Annotated in this window: 13 protein-coding genes and 5 tRNA genes; 11 read left to right on the forward strand and 7 right to left on the reverse strand. The window is 41.0% G+C overall.

The window, feature by feature from the left end; translation table 11 throughout:
- Positions 1-412: 412 nt before the first annotated feature.
- From BKH46_RS07000 to BKH46_RS07020, 5 genes are read right to left on the reverse strand one after another with little or no spacing between them, the layout of a single operon-like run.
- The gene (locus tag BKH46_RS07000) at positions 413-1,438 is read right to left on the reverse strand and encodes a hypothetical protein (protein WP_095226127.1); all 1,026 of its coding nucleotides are present in this window, start codon (positions 1,436-1,438) and stop codon (positions 413-415) included.
- A complete protein-coding gene (gene dksA / locus BKH46_RS07005; RefSeq protein WP_253248328.1) occupies positions 1,435-1,800 on the reverse strand; it encodes an RNA polymerase-binding protein DksA in 366 nt (121 codons plus the stop codon). The genes BKH46_RS07000 and dksA overlap by 4 nt, the downstream gene beginning before the upstream one ends.
- A gap of 10 nt (positions 1,801-1,810) precedes the next feature.
- Entirely contained in the window at positions 1,811-2,266 is a 456-nt protein-coding gene (locus BKH46_RS07010; RefSeq protein WP_095226128.1) for a 23S rRNA (pseudouridine(1915)-N(3))-methyltransferase RlmH, read from the reverse strand.
- Positions 2,238-3,113 carry an acetyl-CoA carboxylase, carboxyltransferase subunit beta gene (accD, locus tag BKH46_RS07015; RefSeq protein ID WP_095226129.1) on the reverse strand — a complete coding sequence of 292 codons (876 nt, stop codon included), beginning with the start codon at positions 3,111-3,113 and terminating at the stop codon, positions 2,238-2,240. Before accD ends, BKH46_RS07010 begins: the two co-directional genes overlap by 29 nt.
- A 2-nt stretch (positions 3,114-3,115) precedes the next feature.
- Positions 3,116-3,841, reverse strand: a complete 726-nt coding sequence (locus tag BKH46_RS07020; RefSeq protein WP_095226130.1) for an inositol monophosphatase family protein — start codon at positions 3,839-3,841, stop codon at positions 3,116-3,118.
- An 84-nt stretch (positions 3,842-3,925) separates the two neighbouring features.
- On the opposite strand from BKH46_RS07020, the gene recO reads away from it, so the two are divergent.
- Complete coding sequence (gene recO / locus BKH46_RS07025; protein ID WP_095226131.1) at positions 3,926-4,621, forward strand: recombination protein RecO; 696 nt, start codon at positions 3,926-3,928, stop codon at positions 4,619-4,621.
- Here recO and ppk2 read toward each other — a convergent pair.
- Positions 4,605-5,444: a polyphosphate kinase 2 gene (gene ppk2 / locus BKH46_RS07030; RefSeq protein ID WP_095226132.1), complete on the reverse strand. Its 840-nt coding sequence runs from the start codon at positions 5,442-5,444 to the stop codon at positions 4,605-4,607. The two genes, recO and ppk2, sit on opposite strands and share 17 nt — an antisense overlap.
- Positions 5,445-5,507: 63 nt before the next feature.
- On the opposite strand from ppk2, the gene BKH46_RS07035 reads away from it, so the two are divergent.
- The 6 genes from BKH46_RS07035 to BKH46_RS07060 all read left to right on the forward strand — a co-directional run bounded on the left by BKH46_RS07035 (position 5,508) and on the right by BKH46_RS07060 (position 6,623).
- Entirely contained in the window at positions 5,508-5,999 is a 492-nt protein-coding gene (locus BKH46_RS07035; RefSeq protein ID WP_253248329.1) for a CinA family protein, read from the forward strand.
- Positions 6,000-6,105: 106 nt separating this feature from the next.
- Positions 6,106-6,181: transfer RNA gene (locus tag BKH46_RS07040), tRNA-Lys, on the forward strand.
- A 19-nt stretch (positions 6,182-6,200) separates the two neighbouring features.
- Positions 6,201-6,275, forward strand: a tRNA-Glu gene (locus BKH46_RS07045).
- A gap of 44 nt (positions 6,276-6,319) precedes the next feature.
- A tRNA-Val gene (locus BKH46_RS07050) sits at positions 6,320-6,395 on the forward strand.
- A gap of 11 nt (positions 6,396-6,406) precedes the next feature.
- Positions 6,407-6,483, forward strand: a tRNA-Asp gene (locus tag BKH46_RS07055).
- 64 nt (positions 6,484-6,547) lie between these two features.
- Positions 6,548-6,623, forward strand: a tRNA-Glu gene (locus tag BKH46_RS07060).
- On the opposite strand, the gene BKH46_RS07065 is transcribed toward BKH46_RS07060, so the two are convergent.
- Complete coding sequence (locus BKH46_RS07065) at positions 6,624-7,361, reverse strand: cell surface protein (protein ID WP_095226133.1); 738 nt, start codon at positions 7,359-7,361, stop codon at positions 6,624-6,626. It lies immediately after the preceding tRNA gene.
- A gap of 109 nt (positions 7,362-7,470) precedes the next feature.
- Between BKH46_RS07065 and der the strand changes: the two genes are divergently transcribed.
- From der to BKH46_RS07085, 4 genes are all read left to right on the forward strand, one after another.
- Complete coding sequence (der, locus tag BKH46_RS07070; RefSeq protein WP_095226134.1) at positions 7,471-8,889, forward strand: ribosome biogenesis GTPase Der; 1,419 nt, start codon at positions 7,471-7,473, stop codon at positions 8,887-8,889.
- An 87-nt stretch (positions 8,890-8,976) separates the two neighbouring features.
- Complete coding sequence (locus BKH46_RS07075; RefSeq protein WP_095226135.1) at positions 8,977-9,951, forward strand: cation diffusion facilitator family transporter; 975 nt, start codon at positions 8,977-8,979, stop codon at positions 9,949-9,951.
- Positions 9,948-11,681, forward strand: a complete 1,734-nt coding sequence (locus tag BKH46_RS07080; protein WP_095226136.1) for an ATP-binding protein — start codon at positions 9,948-9,950, stop codon at positions 11,679-11,681. The genes BKH46_RS07075 and BKH46_RS07080 overlap by 4 nt, the downstream gene beginning before the upstream one ends.
- 103 nt (positions 11,682-11,784) lie before the next feature.
- Positions 11,785-12,783: a c-type cytochrome gene (locus BKH46_RS07085; protein WP_253248330.1), complete on the forward strand. Its 999-nt coding sequence runs from the start codon at positions 11,785-11,787 to the stop codon at positions 12,781-12,783.
- The last annotated feature ends 2 nt before the right edge of the window (positions 12,784-12,785 follow it).

The raw sequence follows: 12,785 nt of genomic DNA on the forward strand, positions 1-12,785 counted from the left end.
ACTGCTCATTCCACACCATTTGACCACCTGAGGAACGATAAGGCTTGCCGTTTTCGTCGGGAAAGTCAAATTGTGTAAACCAATAGTCGTAAATAGTCTTTGCCATCTGCACTAAATTATCATTTATTTAATACAAATAATGAGGAGTGTGGAAAAATGGGAAAAGAATTATCTGATAATATCCCAAGTAGGGTGGCTAGCCTTTTAATGGATATTAAAATGGGAGGATTGGTCTGCTGGATTTGCAGTGTCTTTTGTTTGGAAAGATAATGGGTGAGAGATCTTTTGGATTCTATGATGAAGGGCTGCCCCATTGTGTATATTATATTCTGATTATCACTAGATGATTGGATAATACTAGCTATTTAAAGTGCATAGTTTTGATGACAAAAAGAATCATTAAGGCATAAGTTTATGTATCCAAGGCAAAAAAGACTTCAAGTGGGTAGTTTTTGCCTATTTTTTTGAGGTCAAGATAAGCTTTGATGACGATAAATTCACTCTGCGATCGAATATGCAGACGCTCATTGACTTCAGAAATCATCTCTAGGTCTAAGAGGGTGTAGAGGTAGCTTTTTTCGGCGTTTTCATCTTTGTCAGCTAGGTATTCAAAGAGCTTGAGCCACTCATCTGGAGAGAGGAAAGGCTTGGAAGCTTGAGCGAGTTTGAGGTAGTTTTTTGGATCATAGCAGGCGTTTTGGCAGAGTGTGGCAATGTCTTGATATTGGAGTGTGGTGCGATTTTGAGAATAGGCAATAAAGACTTCTTTGAGCATTTCTTTATCCAAAAAATCTTTAGAGAGTTCTAGGGCTTTTTGGATATCTTTGTCCTTGCCTTTTTGTGCGATATGGATAAAGGCGTATTTTTTGAGTGGGATATTGTGTGTGCTTTTGAGGATTTCTAGGGCAGATTTAGGGTCTTTTTGGATTTTGTTGTGGATATTTTTGATAAAAAATTCATTGTCCTCTGAGGGGTTGTATTTTTTCAGATCTTGTTCATTGCCTCCCTCGATTTGGGTGCAAATATCAAAGAGCTTATCGATTTTATATGCAGAGCTTAGCGGCGTGTTGAGGTCGGGAGTGAGTCTAAAGCGAGCTAGGATTTTTGCGATAAGGTCAAAATGATAGTTTTTGTAGTTTTGCTTGGTAAAGCTTTGTTGCATACTTTGGTCGATGATTTGCTGGGTGATTTTGTCAAAATCTCTATTGTTGTTGTATTTAGCCACTAGACCTCGGATCCACTCACCCAAGAAAAATACCAAAGACAGGATAAAAAATATCAAAATCACTATGGCGACCCAAATAGCCACAGGGAGATTGAAAGACTGGGCTTGATGGGGGGTAGAGAGTGTGTAAGTGCTCGAATCAAGGCTATAGATATAAAGAGCTGTGCCAATAATGAACAAAATGGCAAAGGCAATGTAATACTTAAATTTCATTTTTTGATCCTGTTTTTAGATTTTTCGTGCAACTCCCTGCAGCGGATACAATATTTGGCGTGTGGCTTGATTTTAAGCCTTTGTATATCGATCTCATCATCGCACATCTCGCAAATCCCATAAGCTTTGTCTTTGATTTTTTGCAATGAATGTATTATATCTTTTAATTCTAATCCATATTTTTGCAACATCAAAAAATCCAGCTCCCCTTGGAGAGTGGCTGAAACAATATCGCTCTGGTCTTTGAGATTAGCTGTATAAAGCTCCATCAAGCTAGTATTTCTCAGATTGATATTTGAAGTGATTTCTTCAAGCCTCTTTTGTAGCATATTTTCAAAAAATTTCAAATTTTTCTTATCCAATGTCCCCTCCTCATTTGTGATATGGATGATGATTGATAATGCTCAAAGCCCGATAAATCTGCTCACACAAGATAATCTTAACGATCTGATGGCTAAAAATCATTGGGCTAAGACTGATAGCGATACATTTTTTGATAAAGCTCTCTTCAAAGCCATAAGCCCCCGCGATAAAAAAATTAATCTGATTGTTGTTTTGGAGTAAGGCAGCAAATTCTAGGCTGTCTACTGCCTTGCCTGCAGGGTGTAAGGCGATATTTTTACCCTCTGAGATATAAGGGGTCAAGACCTTGCTATAGGCTTGTTGGGCAGATTTTTCAGAAATTTTTTGGGCGTGGGCGATGTGGGCATTATGGGTGTCATGGATGCAGAGTTGGGTATTGAATTGCTGGCACTGCTTTTGATAGTGTTTGATGAAAATATCGATACCATCGTGTGGTTTAGTGATCGAATATAGGTTGCATTTCATGGCAAGGGGTGAGCATATGGATCAAATCGCTCAAGGTTTTTTTCAGCTCTTTCCGATGGACTACCATATCAATCAGCCCGTGTTCGAGCAAAAATTCTGCCGTTTGGAAGCCATCAGGCAAGTCAGCCCCAATTGTTTGCTTGATGACTCTTGCTCCTGCAAAGCCAATCATTGCACCAGGTTCTGCGATGATGAGATCGCCCAAAAAGGCAAAAGAAGCACTTACACCTCCAAAAGTAGGGTCTGTGAGCAAGGAAATAAAAGGCAGTCGGGCTTCACTGAGTTTATTGAGGGCTGCACTTGTTTTTGCCATTTGCATGAGCGAATAGGTTGATTCTTGCATTCTCGCCCCACCACTAGTAGAAACAATCAGCAAAGCCTGTCTTTTGGCTATCGCACGATTGATAGCGCGTACAATTTTTTCGCCCTCCACAGAGCCCAAACTCCCACCCATAAAAGCAAAATCAAACACCACAATTTGCATAGGAGTATGGCAGATAGCAGCTTCTCCAGATATGACTGCGCTTGGGCGCCCTGTCTTGCTCTCGTATTTTTTGATGCGCTGTTTGTAGCTTTCTTTATCGACAAAATTCAGTGGATCGATGGGCTTTAAAGTCTTGTCATATTCTGTGAAACTCCCCTCATCACACAAAAGAGCGATACGATCTGTGGCTGAAATCCTGAAGTGATAATTGCATTTTGGGCAGACTTGCAATTGAGAAAAGACTTCTTTATAATACATCAAAGCTGAGCAACCAGGGCATTTGATCCAATGGCTAGAAGTGTCTTTTTGTGCTGATTTGCTTTCATCTTTTTTAAGATTTTTTAAAAAATCGGCAAAGCCCATTTCTAGTCCTTTTTGGCAATTTCTGAAATCATATCAAAGATTTGCTTATTTCTACTTACAAGCAAAAAGTCTGGCGTGTTTTTTATCCATAAGTTTTTGCATAAAAACAACCCTGCTTGGGAGTCGTATTTTCTGATTTTACCCCCAAAAAGCATAAAATTAACATAAGGCGCATAAGCAAGAGAGATAGCACTAGCGCCTAATGATCGGAATTTGATTTTTTGAGAAAAGAGCTTGGCAGCGAGCTTGGGATTAGAATAAGCTTTTTCAAAAATCCCACACCTTGTAGCCGTATTTTCTTGTGCTTCTCGTGAGATTTTAGCACTCATGAGATCTTGGCAAACAATGCCTTGAGAGTCGTGATAATAAGCCATTTTTGTGCAAAAATTAACAATCATGGCCTCTTGGGTTGTGCCATCTGCACCACATAAGGCTATAGAAGCTCCATAATATGGGATATTTGAAATGTAGTTATCGCTGCCATCTAAGGGGTCTAAGATGATGATATTTTCTCCATAGCCCTGCATATAGCCAGATTCTTCAGAATCGATATTGGCTATGGGTAAGAGATAACGAGCAAAGGTCGCCTCACTGATAAGATCAGCCCCCAAACTCACATCGCCCCCCGCACCCACTTGATGCTTTTGCATATATTCTGGCTTTCGTTGTGATAGAATTTCTATAATTTCCCGACTCGCTTGAATCGCTGCTTGGATAAAATCGCTCACAAGTTTTCCTTGGTGCTTCCTTTGGAATCAAGCGAGTATTATAAATGATTTCTTGTAAGCTAAACCTTAAAGGCAGGAGGAGATGTGCAAGGCTATATCTTGAATACAGCCCCAGTAAAAAACGAAGATTTGATTGTGCATATTTTGACGCCTGTTTCTATCAAGCGGCTCTATCGATTCTATGGGAGTAGGCATAGCATTGTCCATCGGGGTAAAAAAATCGATTTTGAAGAAGAGGGCAATGGCTTATTTTTACCTAAATTACGCAATGTGGTGCATTTGGGCTTTGCTTGGGAAAAGAGCTTGGATCGGGTTTATGTTTGGCAGAGATTTATCGGGCTTTTGCATAAGCATTTATGGGAGGTGTATGCACTCGATAGCTTTTATTTTGAAATGCTCCAAAAAGGGGGGGAGAAAATGCATAGACAAAATCCTTTGCGCGTAGGCCTTGAGATGTATGCAGAGCTTTTGGGGTTTGAGGGTAGGGCAGAGCATACAAGCCCATATATCCAAGGAGAGCGATACCAATCTATCGGCATTGATACACCATCAGCTAAAAATGAGAGCGAGAGAGGGGGAGAAACTTGCTTTGTGTGCGGGGAGAGGTTGGGAGCGCGTATCAGCCTTGGGAGGGCGTTTTTGTTCGCACATCCCTATTGCATAGGAGGGAGGGTGTTTGTGAAAGATATGATTTTAGAGTTTTTAGCCCTTAAATCTGCCTTGCATGTGCCTGATGGGGAGGTGGAGGGGCTATGGGAAGTGCTTATAAAGGGCTTTTGATAGCTGTATTTTGTGCATAGGGGTGTATGATTTTAGGGTCTGCGAGCAGACAGACACTGCTAGGGTCTTTGTCTTCATAATCAATTTTGCTTAATAGATCTCTGCATAGATTGAGTCGAGCAGATTTTTTGTCATTAGAATCAACGATAATCCAAGGGGCATAAGGGGTGTGCGTGCGTGAAAACATCTTTTCAAATGCTTCTGTATATTCTTCCCATAAATCAAGGGATTTAGAGTCAATGGGGCTGAGTTTCCACATCTTGAGTGGGTCTGTTTTGCGGCTTTTGATACGGCGCTTTTGTTCGGCTTGATTGACATTGAGAAAATATTTAAAAATCATTGTGCCACTTGAGATAAGCATTTGTTCAAGGTTAGTGACTTGATAGATGAATTGCTTGTATTCTTCTTGAGTGCAAAAGCCCATCACTTTTTCAACACCAGCACGATTATACCAACTCCGATCAAAAAACACGATTTCCCCGCCAGAGGGGAGCGTGCTGATGTATCGGGTGAAATACCATTGTGATTTTTCGGTTTCTGTGGGCTTTTGGAGAGCTACGATACGACACCCTCGGGGGTTGAGATGTTCGCTGAGTGCTTTGATTGTCCCTCCTTTGCCTGCGCCATCTCGCCCCTCCATAATGATGACAATTTTTTGATGGGTCTTTTTGACCCAATATTGCAACTTCACGAGCTCGATTTGGAGTTTGATGATTTCTTGTTCATAAAACCACTCTTTGAGTTTGCCTTGCTTGCTGTATATGGGCTTTTTGCTTGCTTGAGATTCTGGTCTTGTTGTGATGATGGGCTTGTGTTTTGGCATTGTATCTCCTTTTGGCATTGATTGGCTATTGTATAATGATTATAACCAAACAAGGGGGGTAGTATGCAAGATAAAATGACTTTTTTGAGTGAGGGTATCATCAAAACTCTACAAACAAATCATCAAAGCATTGCGACAGCAGAGAGCTGCACGGGCGGGCTTTTGGCCTATCAATTCACAGCCATAGCAGGCGCTTCAGAAGTCTTTTTAGGGGGGATAGTCAGCTATACAGATAAGATCAAACATCAATGTTTGGGCGTGCCAAAAGAATTGCTTGAGTGCTATGGGGCAGTGAGCGAGCCTGTGGTGCGTGCTATGCTTGAGGGGGTTTTTAGGGTCTTTGGGGTTACATATGCCATGGCGACTTCTGGGGTGGCTGGGCCAAGTGGAGGGAGTGCGCAAAATCCTGTAGGAACGGTTTATATAGGGGTGCAAAGATATGGGCTAGAGCCTATAGTGGAGCGGCATTTATTGACAGGAGAGCGCAAAGAGATCCAGCACCAAAGTTGCCAGATAGCCTTAGAGCGATTGGCAAAAATCTCTAAATTTTGCTAAAAAGCTTGACAAAAGAGCATAAAAAAAATATAATTTCGCTCTTTTGTAGAGATTATCTCCAAAAAACAAACAACTAGATTGATCATTTATAGAAGCTAAGATGTTTGACCCGTTAGCTCAGTTGGTAGAGCAATTCCCTTTTAAGGAATGGGCCGTTGGTTCGAATCCAACACGGGTCACCATATTTGAAAAGTTATAAGTGGCCCCTTCATCTAGCGGTTAGGATACCACCCTTTCACGGTGGCTACAGGGGTTCAAGTCCCCTAGGGGTCACCACTTTTTAATTTTGATTCCCCAAGTTATTTGATAACACTCGCATTGGTCGCTTAGCTCAGTTGGTAGAGCGCTACCCTTACAAGGTAGATGTCACAAGTTCGAGCCTTGTAGCGACCACCATAGAGTATTTTGGAGCGGTAGTTCAGCTGGTTAGAATACCTGCCTGTCACGCAGGGGGTCGCGGGTTCGAGCCCCGTCCGCTCCGCCACTTCATTTCTTTTAAACCACATTTTTAACTTTGTTATTTGAATTTTGATTGTTGCTTGCAATTTGACCCCTTCATCTAGTGGCCAAGGATACCACCCTTTCTAGGTGGGAACGGAAGTTCAAATCTTTCAGGGGTCGCCATTATTTTGGGCATTCTAAAAACAAATCAAAATAGCTTTTATTCCGCAGTTCTCTTTTGGTATCTAAATTGATGATCACTTCTTTTTTTTGATTGAGTGTCCCAGTGAGTTGCTTTTTGATAACGATTTTGCATTCTTTGATGTCAAAGATTTGGGGGATTTTTTTGAGAGGGATTTGATATTTAGCAGCAGAGATTTCTTTGAGGGCGTATTTTTGATAAGGTGCGATGGCAGAATATCTATCGATAGATTTTTGGGCGTATTTGTATTCATAGATTTTGCCATCAATATTAGTGATTTGGGTGAAGGAATCTTCAAGGGCAAAGGTCTGGACTTGCTGTTTGGTCTTGTATATCCCTCCTTTGGCAAAGTCTTGGAGTTGTTTGGAGTGGAAGATTAAAAATAGCCCTTTGTCTGTCTTTTCTAAGGAGATTTCATCATTTTTGGGCTCATAAAATTCTTCTTGGATAAAGATGACTTTTTTGGGCTTAGAAGTTTCTTGTAGGAGTTTGTCGGTCTTAGGGGGTTGGGGCGTGTCTTTAGGAGTGTCTTTAGGGACTTTTGGTGCGGGCGTGTTTTGGGGTTGTGTGGTGGGAGTGGGACTTTTAGGAGCATTGGCCACATCGGCTATGGGAAAGTGGATCGTTTCTTTTTGGATAGCAGGGCTTGGGTCTGTTTGTGCACTGTTTAGATGAGAAAGACTAGCAAGAAAGACGATTCCCCATAAAACTTTTTTCATTAAAACTCCTATAATCTTCAACTTTTGGTTATGATTGCATCACCCAAATATAGTTACACTCTGAATCCTAAAAATTATAAGAAAATTATCATTAAAGAGAAGCAAATTTATGAAAAAAATCGCAATTTTAGGAAAACCAAATGTCGGAAAAAGCTCTTTATTCAATCGCTTAGCCCAAGAGAGGATTGCTATCACTTCAGATATCTCAGGGACAACTCGAGATGTCAATAAAAAAGTCATCGCCTTAGAGGGCAATGATATCCAAATCTGCGATACTGGCGGGCTTGATACGAGTTCTTTGCTTTTTAGCAAGGTCAGAGAGCTCAGTCTTAAGGCCGCGAGTGAGGCTGATTTGGTATTTTATGTTGTCGATGGCAAAGCCCTTGCGCAAGATGATGACAAAAAGCTTTTCAGAGAGATTAGCAAAATCAATGCCAAATGTTTTTTGGTTATCAATAAAATTGACAATGACAAAGAAAAGCAATTGGCTTATGAATTTGTTTGCTTTGGGACTCAAGCGATGTATTTTATCTCAGTGAGCCATAATAAAGGGATTGCAGCCCTTATCAATGGAGCGTTGCTTGAGCTAGGATTGGGCGCAAAGACAATCATCGAAACAAAACAAGCAGATGATGGGTCAGAAGATTTGATAGATTTTCTCCAAAAAGTCCCTGAAGCCAAAGCACCCATTTTAGATGGAGAGAGTATTCAAGTGGGGATTATCGGTAGGGTCAATGTCGGAAAAAGCTCCTTACTCAATGCATTGATTGGAGAGCAAAGGAGCGTAGTATCTGCGATAGAGGGGACAACGATTGACCCTGTAGATGAGAGGATCAATATCGGGGATAAAAATGTCTGTTTTGTTGATACTGCAGGTATCAGACGCCGAGGCAAAACCTCAGGGATTGAAAAATATGCCCTCGATCGGACAAGCAAGGTTTTAGAAAAAGCCCATATCGCCTTGCTTGTCTTGGACGCGAGCAGACCCTTTGTTGAGCTTGATGAAAAAATCAGCTCTTTGGTTGATAAATATGCTTTGGGCACGATTTTAGTTCTCAATAAATGGGATATTAGATGTGGGCAATACCAGCAGATCATATCAGAGCTCAAGCGCAAATTCAGATTTTTAGAATACGCCCCTGTGCTGACAGTGAGTGCATTGAATCATCGCCATATCAAAGAACTCAAAGAAAAGATACTCGAAGTCTATGAACACTTTTCTTATCGTATCCCCACAAGCTTACTCAATGAAAGTATCGCTGAAGCGACAAGGCGCCACCCTCTCCCTAGCGATCACGGCAAGATAGTCAAAATTTATTATGCCACTCAATATGACACAAGACCCCCTCAGATCGCCCTTGTGATGAATCGCCCCCAATCATTGCATTTTAGCTATAAAAGATATTTGGTTAACTTTATGAGGGAAAAATTTGATTTTATCGGTTCTCCTATCATCTTTACCCCCAGAGGTAGAGGGGTGTCTAAAGACCAAGATACAATGCAAGAACCAGATGGAGTGCAAGAATAAGATGGATACATACCAAGCCAAGCAAGCCCTCAATGAACTGATGCAATTGTGCGCTATAAGAGTTTGTGTAAAAGCTTGTGTAAGTGTATGTGTTTGTGTATATATATCGAGGGGGGCGTATTTTGGGGGTGTGTTTTGGGTGGGGTAGTGTCTATGGAATTTCTTACTCCCAAAAGAGCGACAATTATCGCTGCTTTGACTTCGGGATTTTTGGTTGTTATTAAATTTATCGTAGCATTTTCTAGTGGGTCTATCGTGGTGCTAGCGAGTGCGATTGATTCTTTGTTGGATATTTGTATGTCGCTGTTTAATTACTTTGCCCTTAAAAATGCTGAGAAACCTGCGAATCAAAATTTTAATTATGGCTTTGGCAAGCTCTTGTATATCGCTGCTTTGCTTGAGGGGATCGTGATTTTAGGGTCAGCAGTGTATATTTTTTATCAATCCCTTTGGAATCTTAGCCATCAAGAGAGCTTGAGCTATACAGATATGGCTATTTTTGTGATGGTGCTGAGTATTGTGATGGTGGGGGCTTTGGTGTGGGTGCTAGGTAAGGTCGCTAAAAGCAGTGGCAATGCAGTGATTGCAGCAGATATGTTGCATTATAAAAGTGATCTTTTTAGCAATGGTGCGATATTGCTTTCATTGCTAGTGATGAGTTTTTGGGGATTTTATCTCTTAGATCCTATTTTGGGTATATTGATTAGTATTTATATTGCTTATGGTGCTTTGAGGATTATCAAAAATGGGGCATTGATGTTGCTTGATAGGGCTTTGCCTCCAGTCATGCAAGTACAGATTACTGATATTTTGCACGCAAGTCAGATTGTTGGATTTTATAATCTCAAGACGCGTATTGTCGGTGATCGCGCATTTGTGGTTGTTTATATTATCTTTGAAGAGGGTATCACATTATGCACTGCCCATAGTATCTCTGATCAGATAGAAGCACAAATCAAAGCCCTAGAGCGCAGCAGAGAGTGGGAGATCATTATCCATTTAGAGCCCATTGAGCATTTTGCCAACTACCCTTTTAGCTTCACAAAAAGGAAAGATACTTGAAATATTATATTGATTTTATCCAGACAAAAGACATCAAACGCACAGCTATTTATGCTTATCTCAAATGCGACATACTCGAAGCACAGATTTTGCGCTATATGGCAGAAGCCCTGCTAGGGGGTAATGATGAATTTGTTGTGCTTGGTTTGCTTGAGGGTGTGTTTAAAAAGAAAGACACGGCTTTGCTTGCATATTTGCCTGCTATCAAAAATCTCTTAGACCTGGGCTGGGTGGTGCAGAGTGGATTTATCGCCACAAGGACTAATGAAATGGCTATTTTGGAGCTTTTGAATACTAATATCGCTTTGAGTCCTAGCTTTTTAAAGCTCCTAGAAGATGGCTCGCTCAACCTAGAACTTCCAGAAATTATCCCCTATGAAGACCATCTTGAATACCTCAAAGATCAGTTTTTGCGTATTGACTTGCTCCAAAAGCTTGGCTATAGTTTCCAAAAAATGCCCCCCACCTCCCTCTCTCGCACCAAATATCGCCTAAAGCTCCTTGAAGAGCGTATCATCTCGCGTTTGCAAATCACCAAAACTCCAATGCAAGTCCAGACTCTCATCAAAGAAAATGGCTTAAATGCCAAAGAAGAGATTATATTTTTTGCCTTGCTCAAAGAAGAATATGCAGGCAGTGATGACAATCTGCGGGATATGAATAGCTTGATTGATTTGGTGAGCGAAGATGAATATGACCGCATTAAAAATCGCTCTTTGTTAGATGAAAAAAGCACCTTAGTAGAAAAAAACCTTGTTGATTATGATGAAATGCTCAATCCATTTGGTGGTATCAGCCGAACATTTTTTATCCCTGAAGATATTTTGCAAGTCATCATACACCCCAATCGCAAGAAAAAGCGCACCAAAATCACGCTCGAATCGCTCGTTAAAGAACAAGAGATTTTTGAGATATTAGAGCCTAAAATCGGGCTTGAAGAAGTGGTGCTATACCCTAAAACTAGAGAAACCTTAGATGGCTTGCTCCGACAAGTGGATACCCAAGTGATCGCACGATTGAAAAAATGGGGGATCAAAGAAAGGGGCAAGGGGATTGATGCGCGGATTATTTTTTATGGTCCTGCTGGGACAGGCAAGACTTTGAGTGCGCTAGGTATTGCTAAAAGCCTTAAAAAGCCCGTAATCAGCTTTGATTGCTCTAAAATCCTTTCTATGTATGTTGGTGAATCAGAAAAAAATGTCCGCAAAATCTTTGATGGTTATAAAGAAATTGCCAAAAAGCTCAAAAATAATCCGATATTGCTGCTCGATGAGGCCGATCAGTTTTTAAGCACACGCGTGAGTTCAGGGAGCGGGGTCGAAAAAATGCATAATCAAATGCAGAATATCTTTTTGGAGCAAATTGAAAAATTTGAGGGGATTTTGATTGCAACGACTAATCTCTTAGAAACGATTGATTCAGCCTTTTCTAGGCGCTTTAATTACAAAATCGAATTCAAAAAGCCCTCTTTGGAGCAAAGGATTTTATTATGGCAAAAATATCTCCCCAAAAATGCCCAATATCAAGCCCATGATATCGTATCTTTAGCCCAAGAGCTCGCTGTGTATTCTTTGAGTGGGGGGCAGATTTCATTGGTAGTCAAAAACACTGCATACAAGGTCGCAGCACGCAATAATGCTGTATTCAGTAAAGAAGATTTTGTCGAAGAGATCAAGAAAGAGCAAAATGGTAATTTTGATGGGGAGAAAAATATGGGCTTTCAATCATAAATATCAAGATACCTCCATATTTACTATAAATTTTTAATTATTTTTTAATTATTTTTTAATTATTTAGTAGTAAGATTAGGCATATAATCTAAAAGGAGATATGATGAAACGAGCTGGACTGAAAGGACTCAGAGTTCTGATGATTTTGCCATTGCTGGGAGTTGTGGGCTTTGGCTTTGATAAAGAACTGCAAAAACGCAAAGAAGCGACAGGGATTGATTTGCCTGTGGCTGAGTGGAAGCTCCCTGCAGCTATGCAAGAAGATGGCTATATTGATGCAAGTAAAATGCCTAAAGATTCTAAATATGCTGAAATGGTGATCTTGGGTAATCAAATACTCAATGAAACCACAAAGTATATTGGCCCACAAGCCAAAGATCCTAAAAAACGATTTGCAGGCAATAATCTCTCTTGTTCGAGCTGCCACGCCGCAGGGGGGACTAAGCCTTATCAGTCTGCTTTTGTGGGTATATGGGGGCGTTTCCCTGAATACAGAAGTCGGAGCGATTCTATCAATACCTTAGAGCAGCGTATCAATGGCTGTATGCAAAGGAGTCTAGCAGGCAAGCCATTGCCTTTGGATTCTAAAGAAATGCTCGCAATGCTGACTTATATGCAGTGGCTCTCTCAAGGTATCCCCGTGGGAGCAAAGGTCAAGGGTCAAGGGCTTGTTAAGATGGCTTTGCTCGATCGCGCAGCTGATCCTAAGAAAGGCAAGCTTGTCTATGAAGAAAAATGCGTGGCCTGCCATCAAGCTGATGGGCAAGGGCTAAAAAATCCCGATACAACAGGGGCGTATTACATGTTCCCACCACTTTGGGGCAAAGACAGCTACAATACAGGTGCGGGTATGCATAGAGAGCTCAAAGCCGCAGCTTATATCAAGGCCAATATGCCCCAAGGCAATCCTGATTTGAGCGATGCAGAAGCTTATGATGTCGCAGCTTATATCAACTCACAACCTCGCCCGATCAAAAAAGGTGGCGAAAAAGACTTCCCCGATAAAAGAGTCAAGCCTGTTGATGCTGTTACAGGGCCTTATTTGGATAAATTCCCACAAAAACAACATCTCTTTGGGCCTTATCAAGAAATGATGCACTGATT

This window comes from Helicobacter sp. 12S02634-8 (assembly GCF_002272865.1).
Taxonomy (GTDB): Bacteria; Campylobacterota; Campylobacteria; order Campylobacterales; family Helicobacteraceae; genus Helicobacter_J.

Excerpts from the sequence above, each read along its gene's own strand:
- BKH46_RS07000 (WP_095226127.1), bottom strand. The coding sequence starts at position 1,438 with ATGAAATTTAAGTATTACATTGCCTTTGCCATTTTGTTCATTATTGGC.
- BKH46_RS07010 (WP_095226128.1), bottom strand. The coding sequence starts at position 2,266 with ATGAAATGCAACCTATATTCGATCACTAAACCACACGATGGTATCGAT.
- accD (WP_095226129.1), bottom strand. The coding sequence starts at position 3,113 with ATGGGCTTTGCCGATTTTTTAAAAAATCTTAAAAAAGATGAAAGCAAA.
- ppk2 (WP_095226132.1), bottom strand. The coding sequence starts at position 5,444 with ATGCCAAAACACAAGCCCATCATCACAACAAGACCAGAATCTCAAGCA.
- BKH46_RS07035 (WP_253248329.1), top strand. The coding sequence starts at position 5,508 with ATGCAAGATAAAATGACTTTTTTGAGTGAGGGTATCATCAAAACTCTA.
- BKH46_RS07065 (WP_095226133.1), bottom strand. The coding sequence starts at position 7,361 with ATGAAAAAAGTTTTATGGGGAATCGTCTTTCTTGCTAGTCTTTCTCAT.
- der (WP_095226134.1), top strand. The coding sequence starts at position 7,471 with ATGAAAAAAATCGCAATTTTAGGAAAACCAAATGTCGGAAAAAGCTCT.
- BKH46_RS07075 (WP_095226135.1), top strand. The coding sequence starts at position 8,977 with ATGTGTTTGTGTATATATATCGAGGGGGGCGTATTTTGGGGGTGTGTT.
- BKH46_RS07085 (WP_253248330.1), top strand. The coding sequence starts at position 11,785 with ATGAAACGAGCTGGACTGAAAGGACTCAGAGTTCTGATGATTTTGCCA.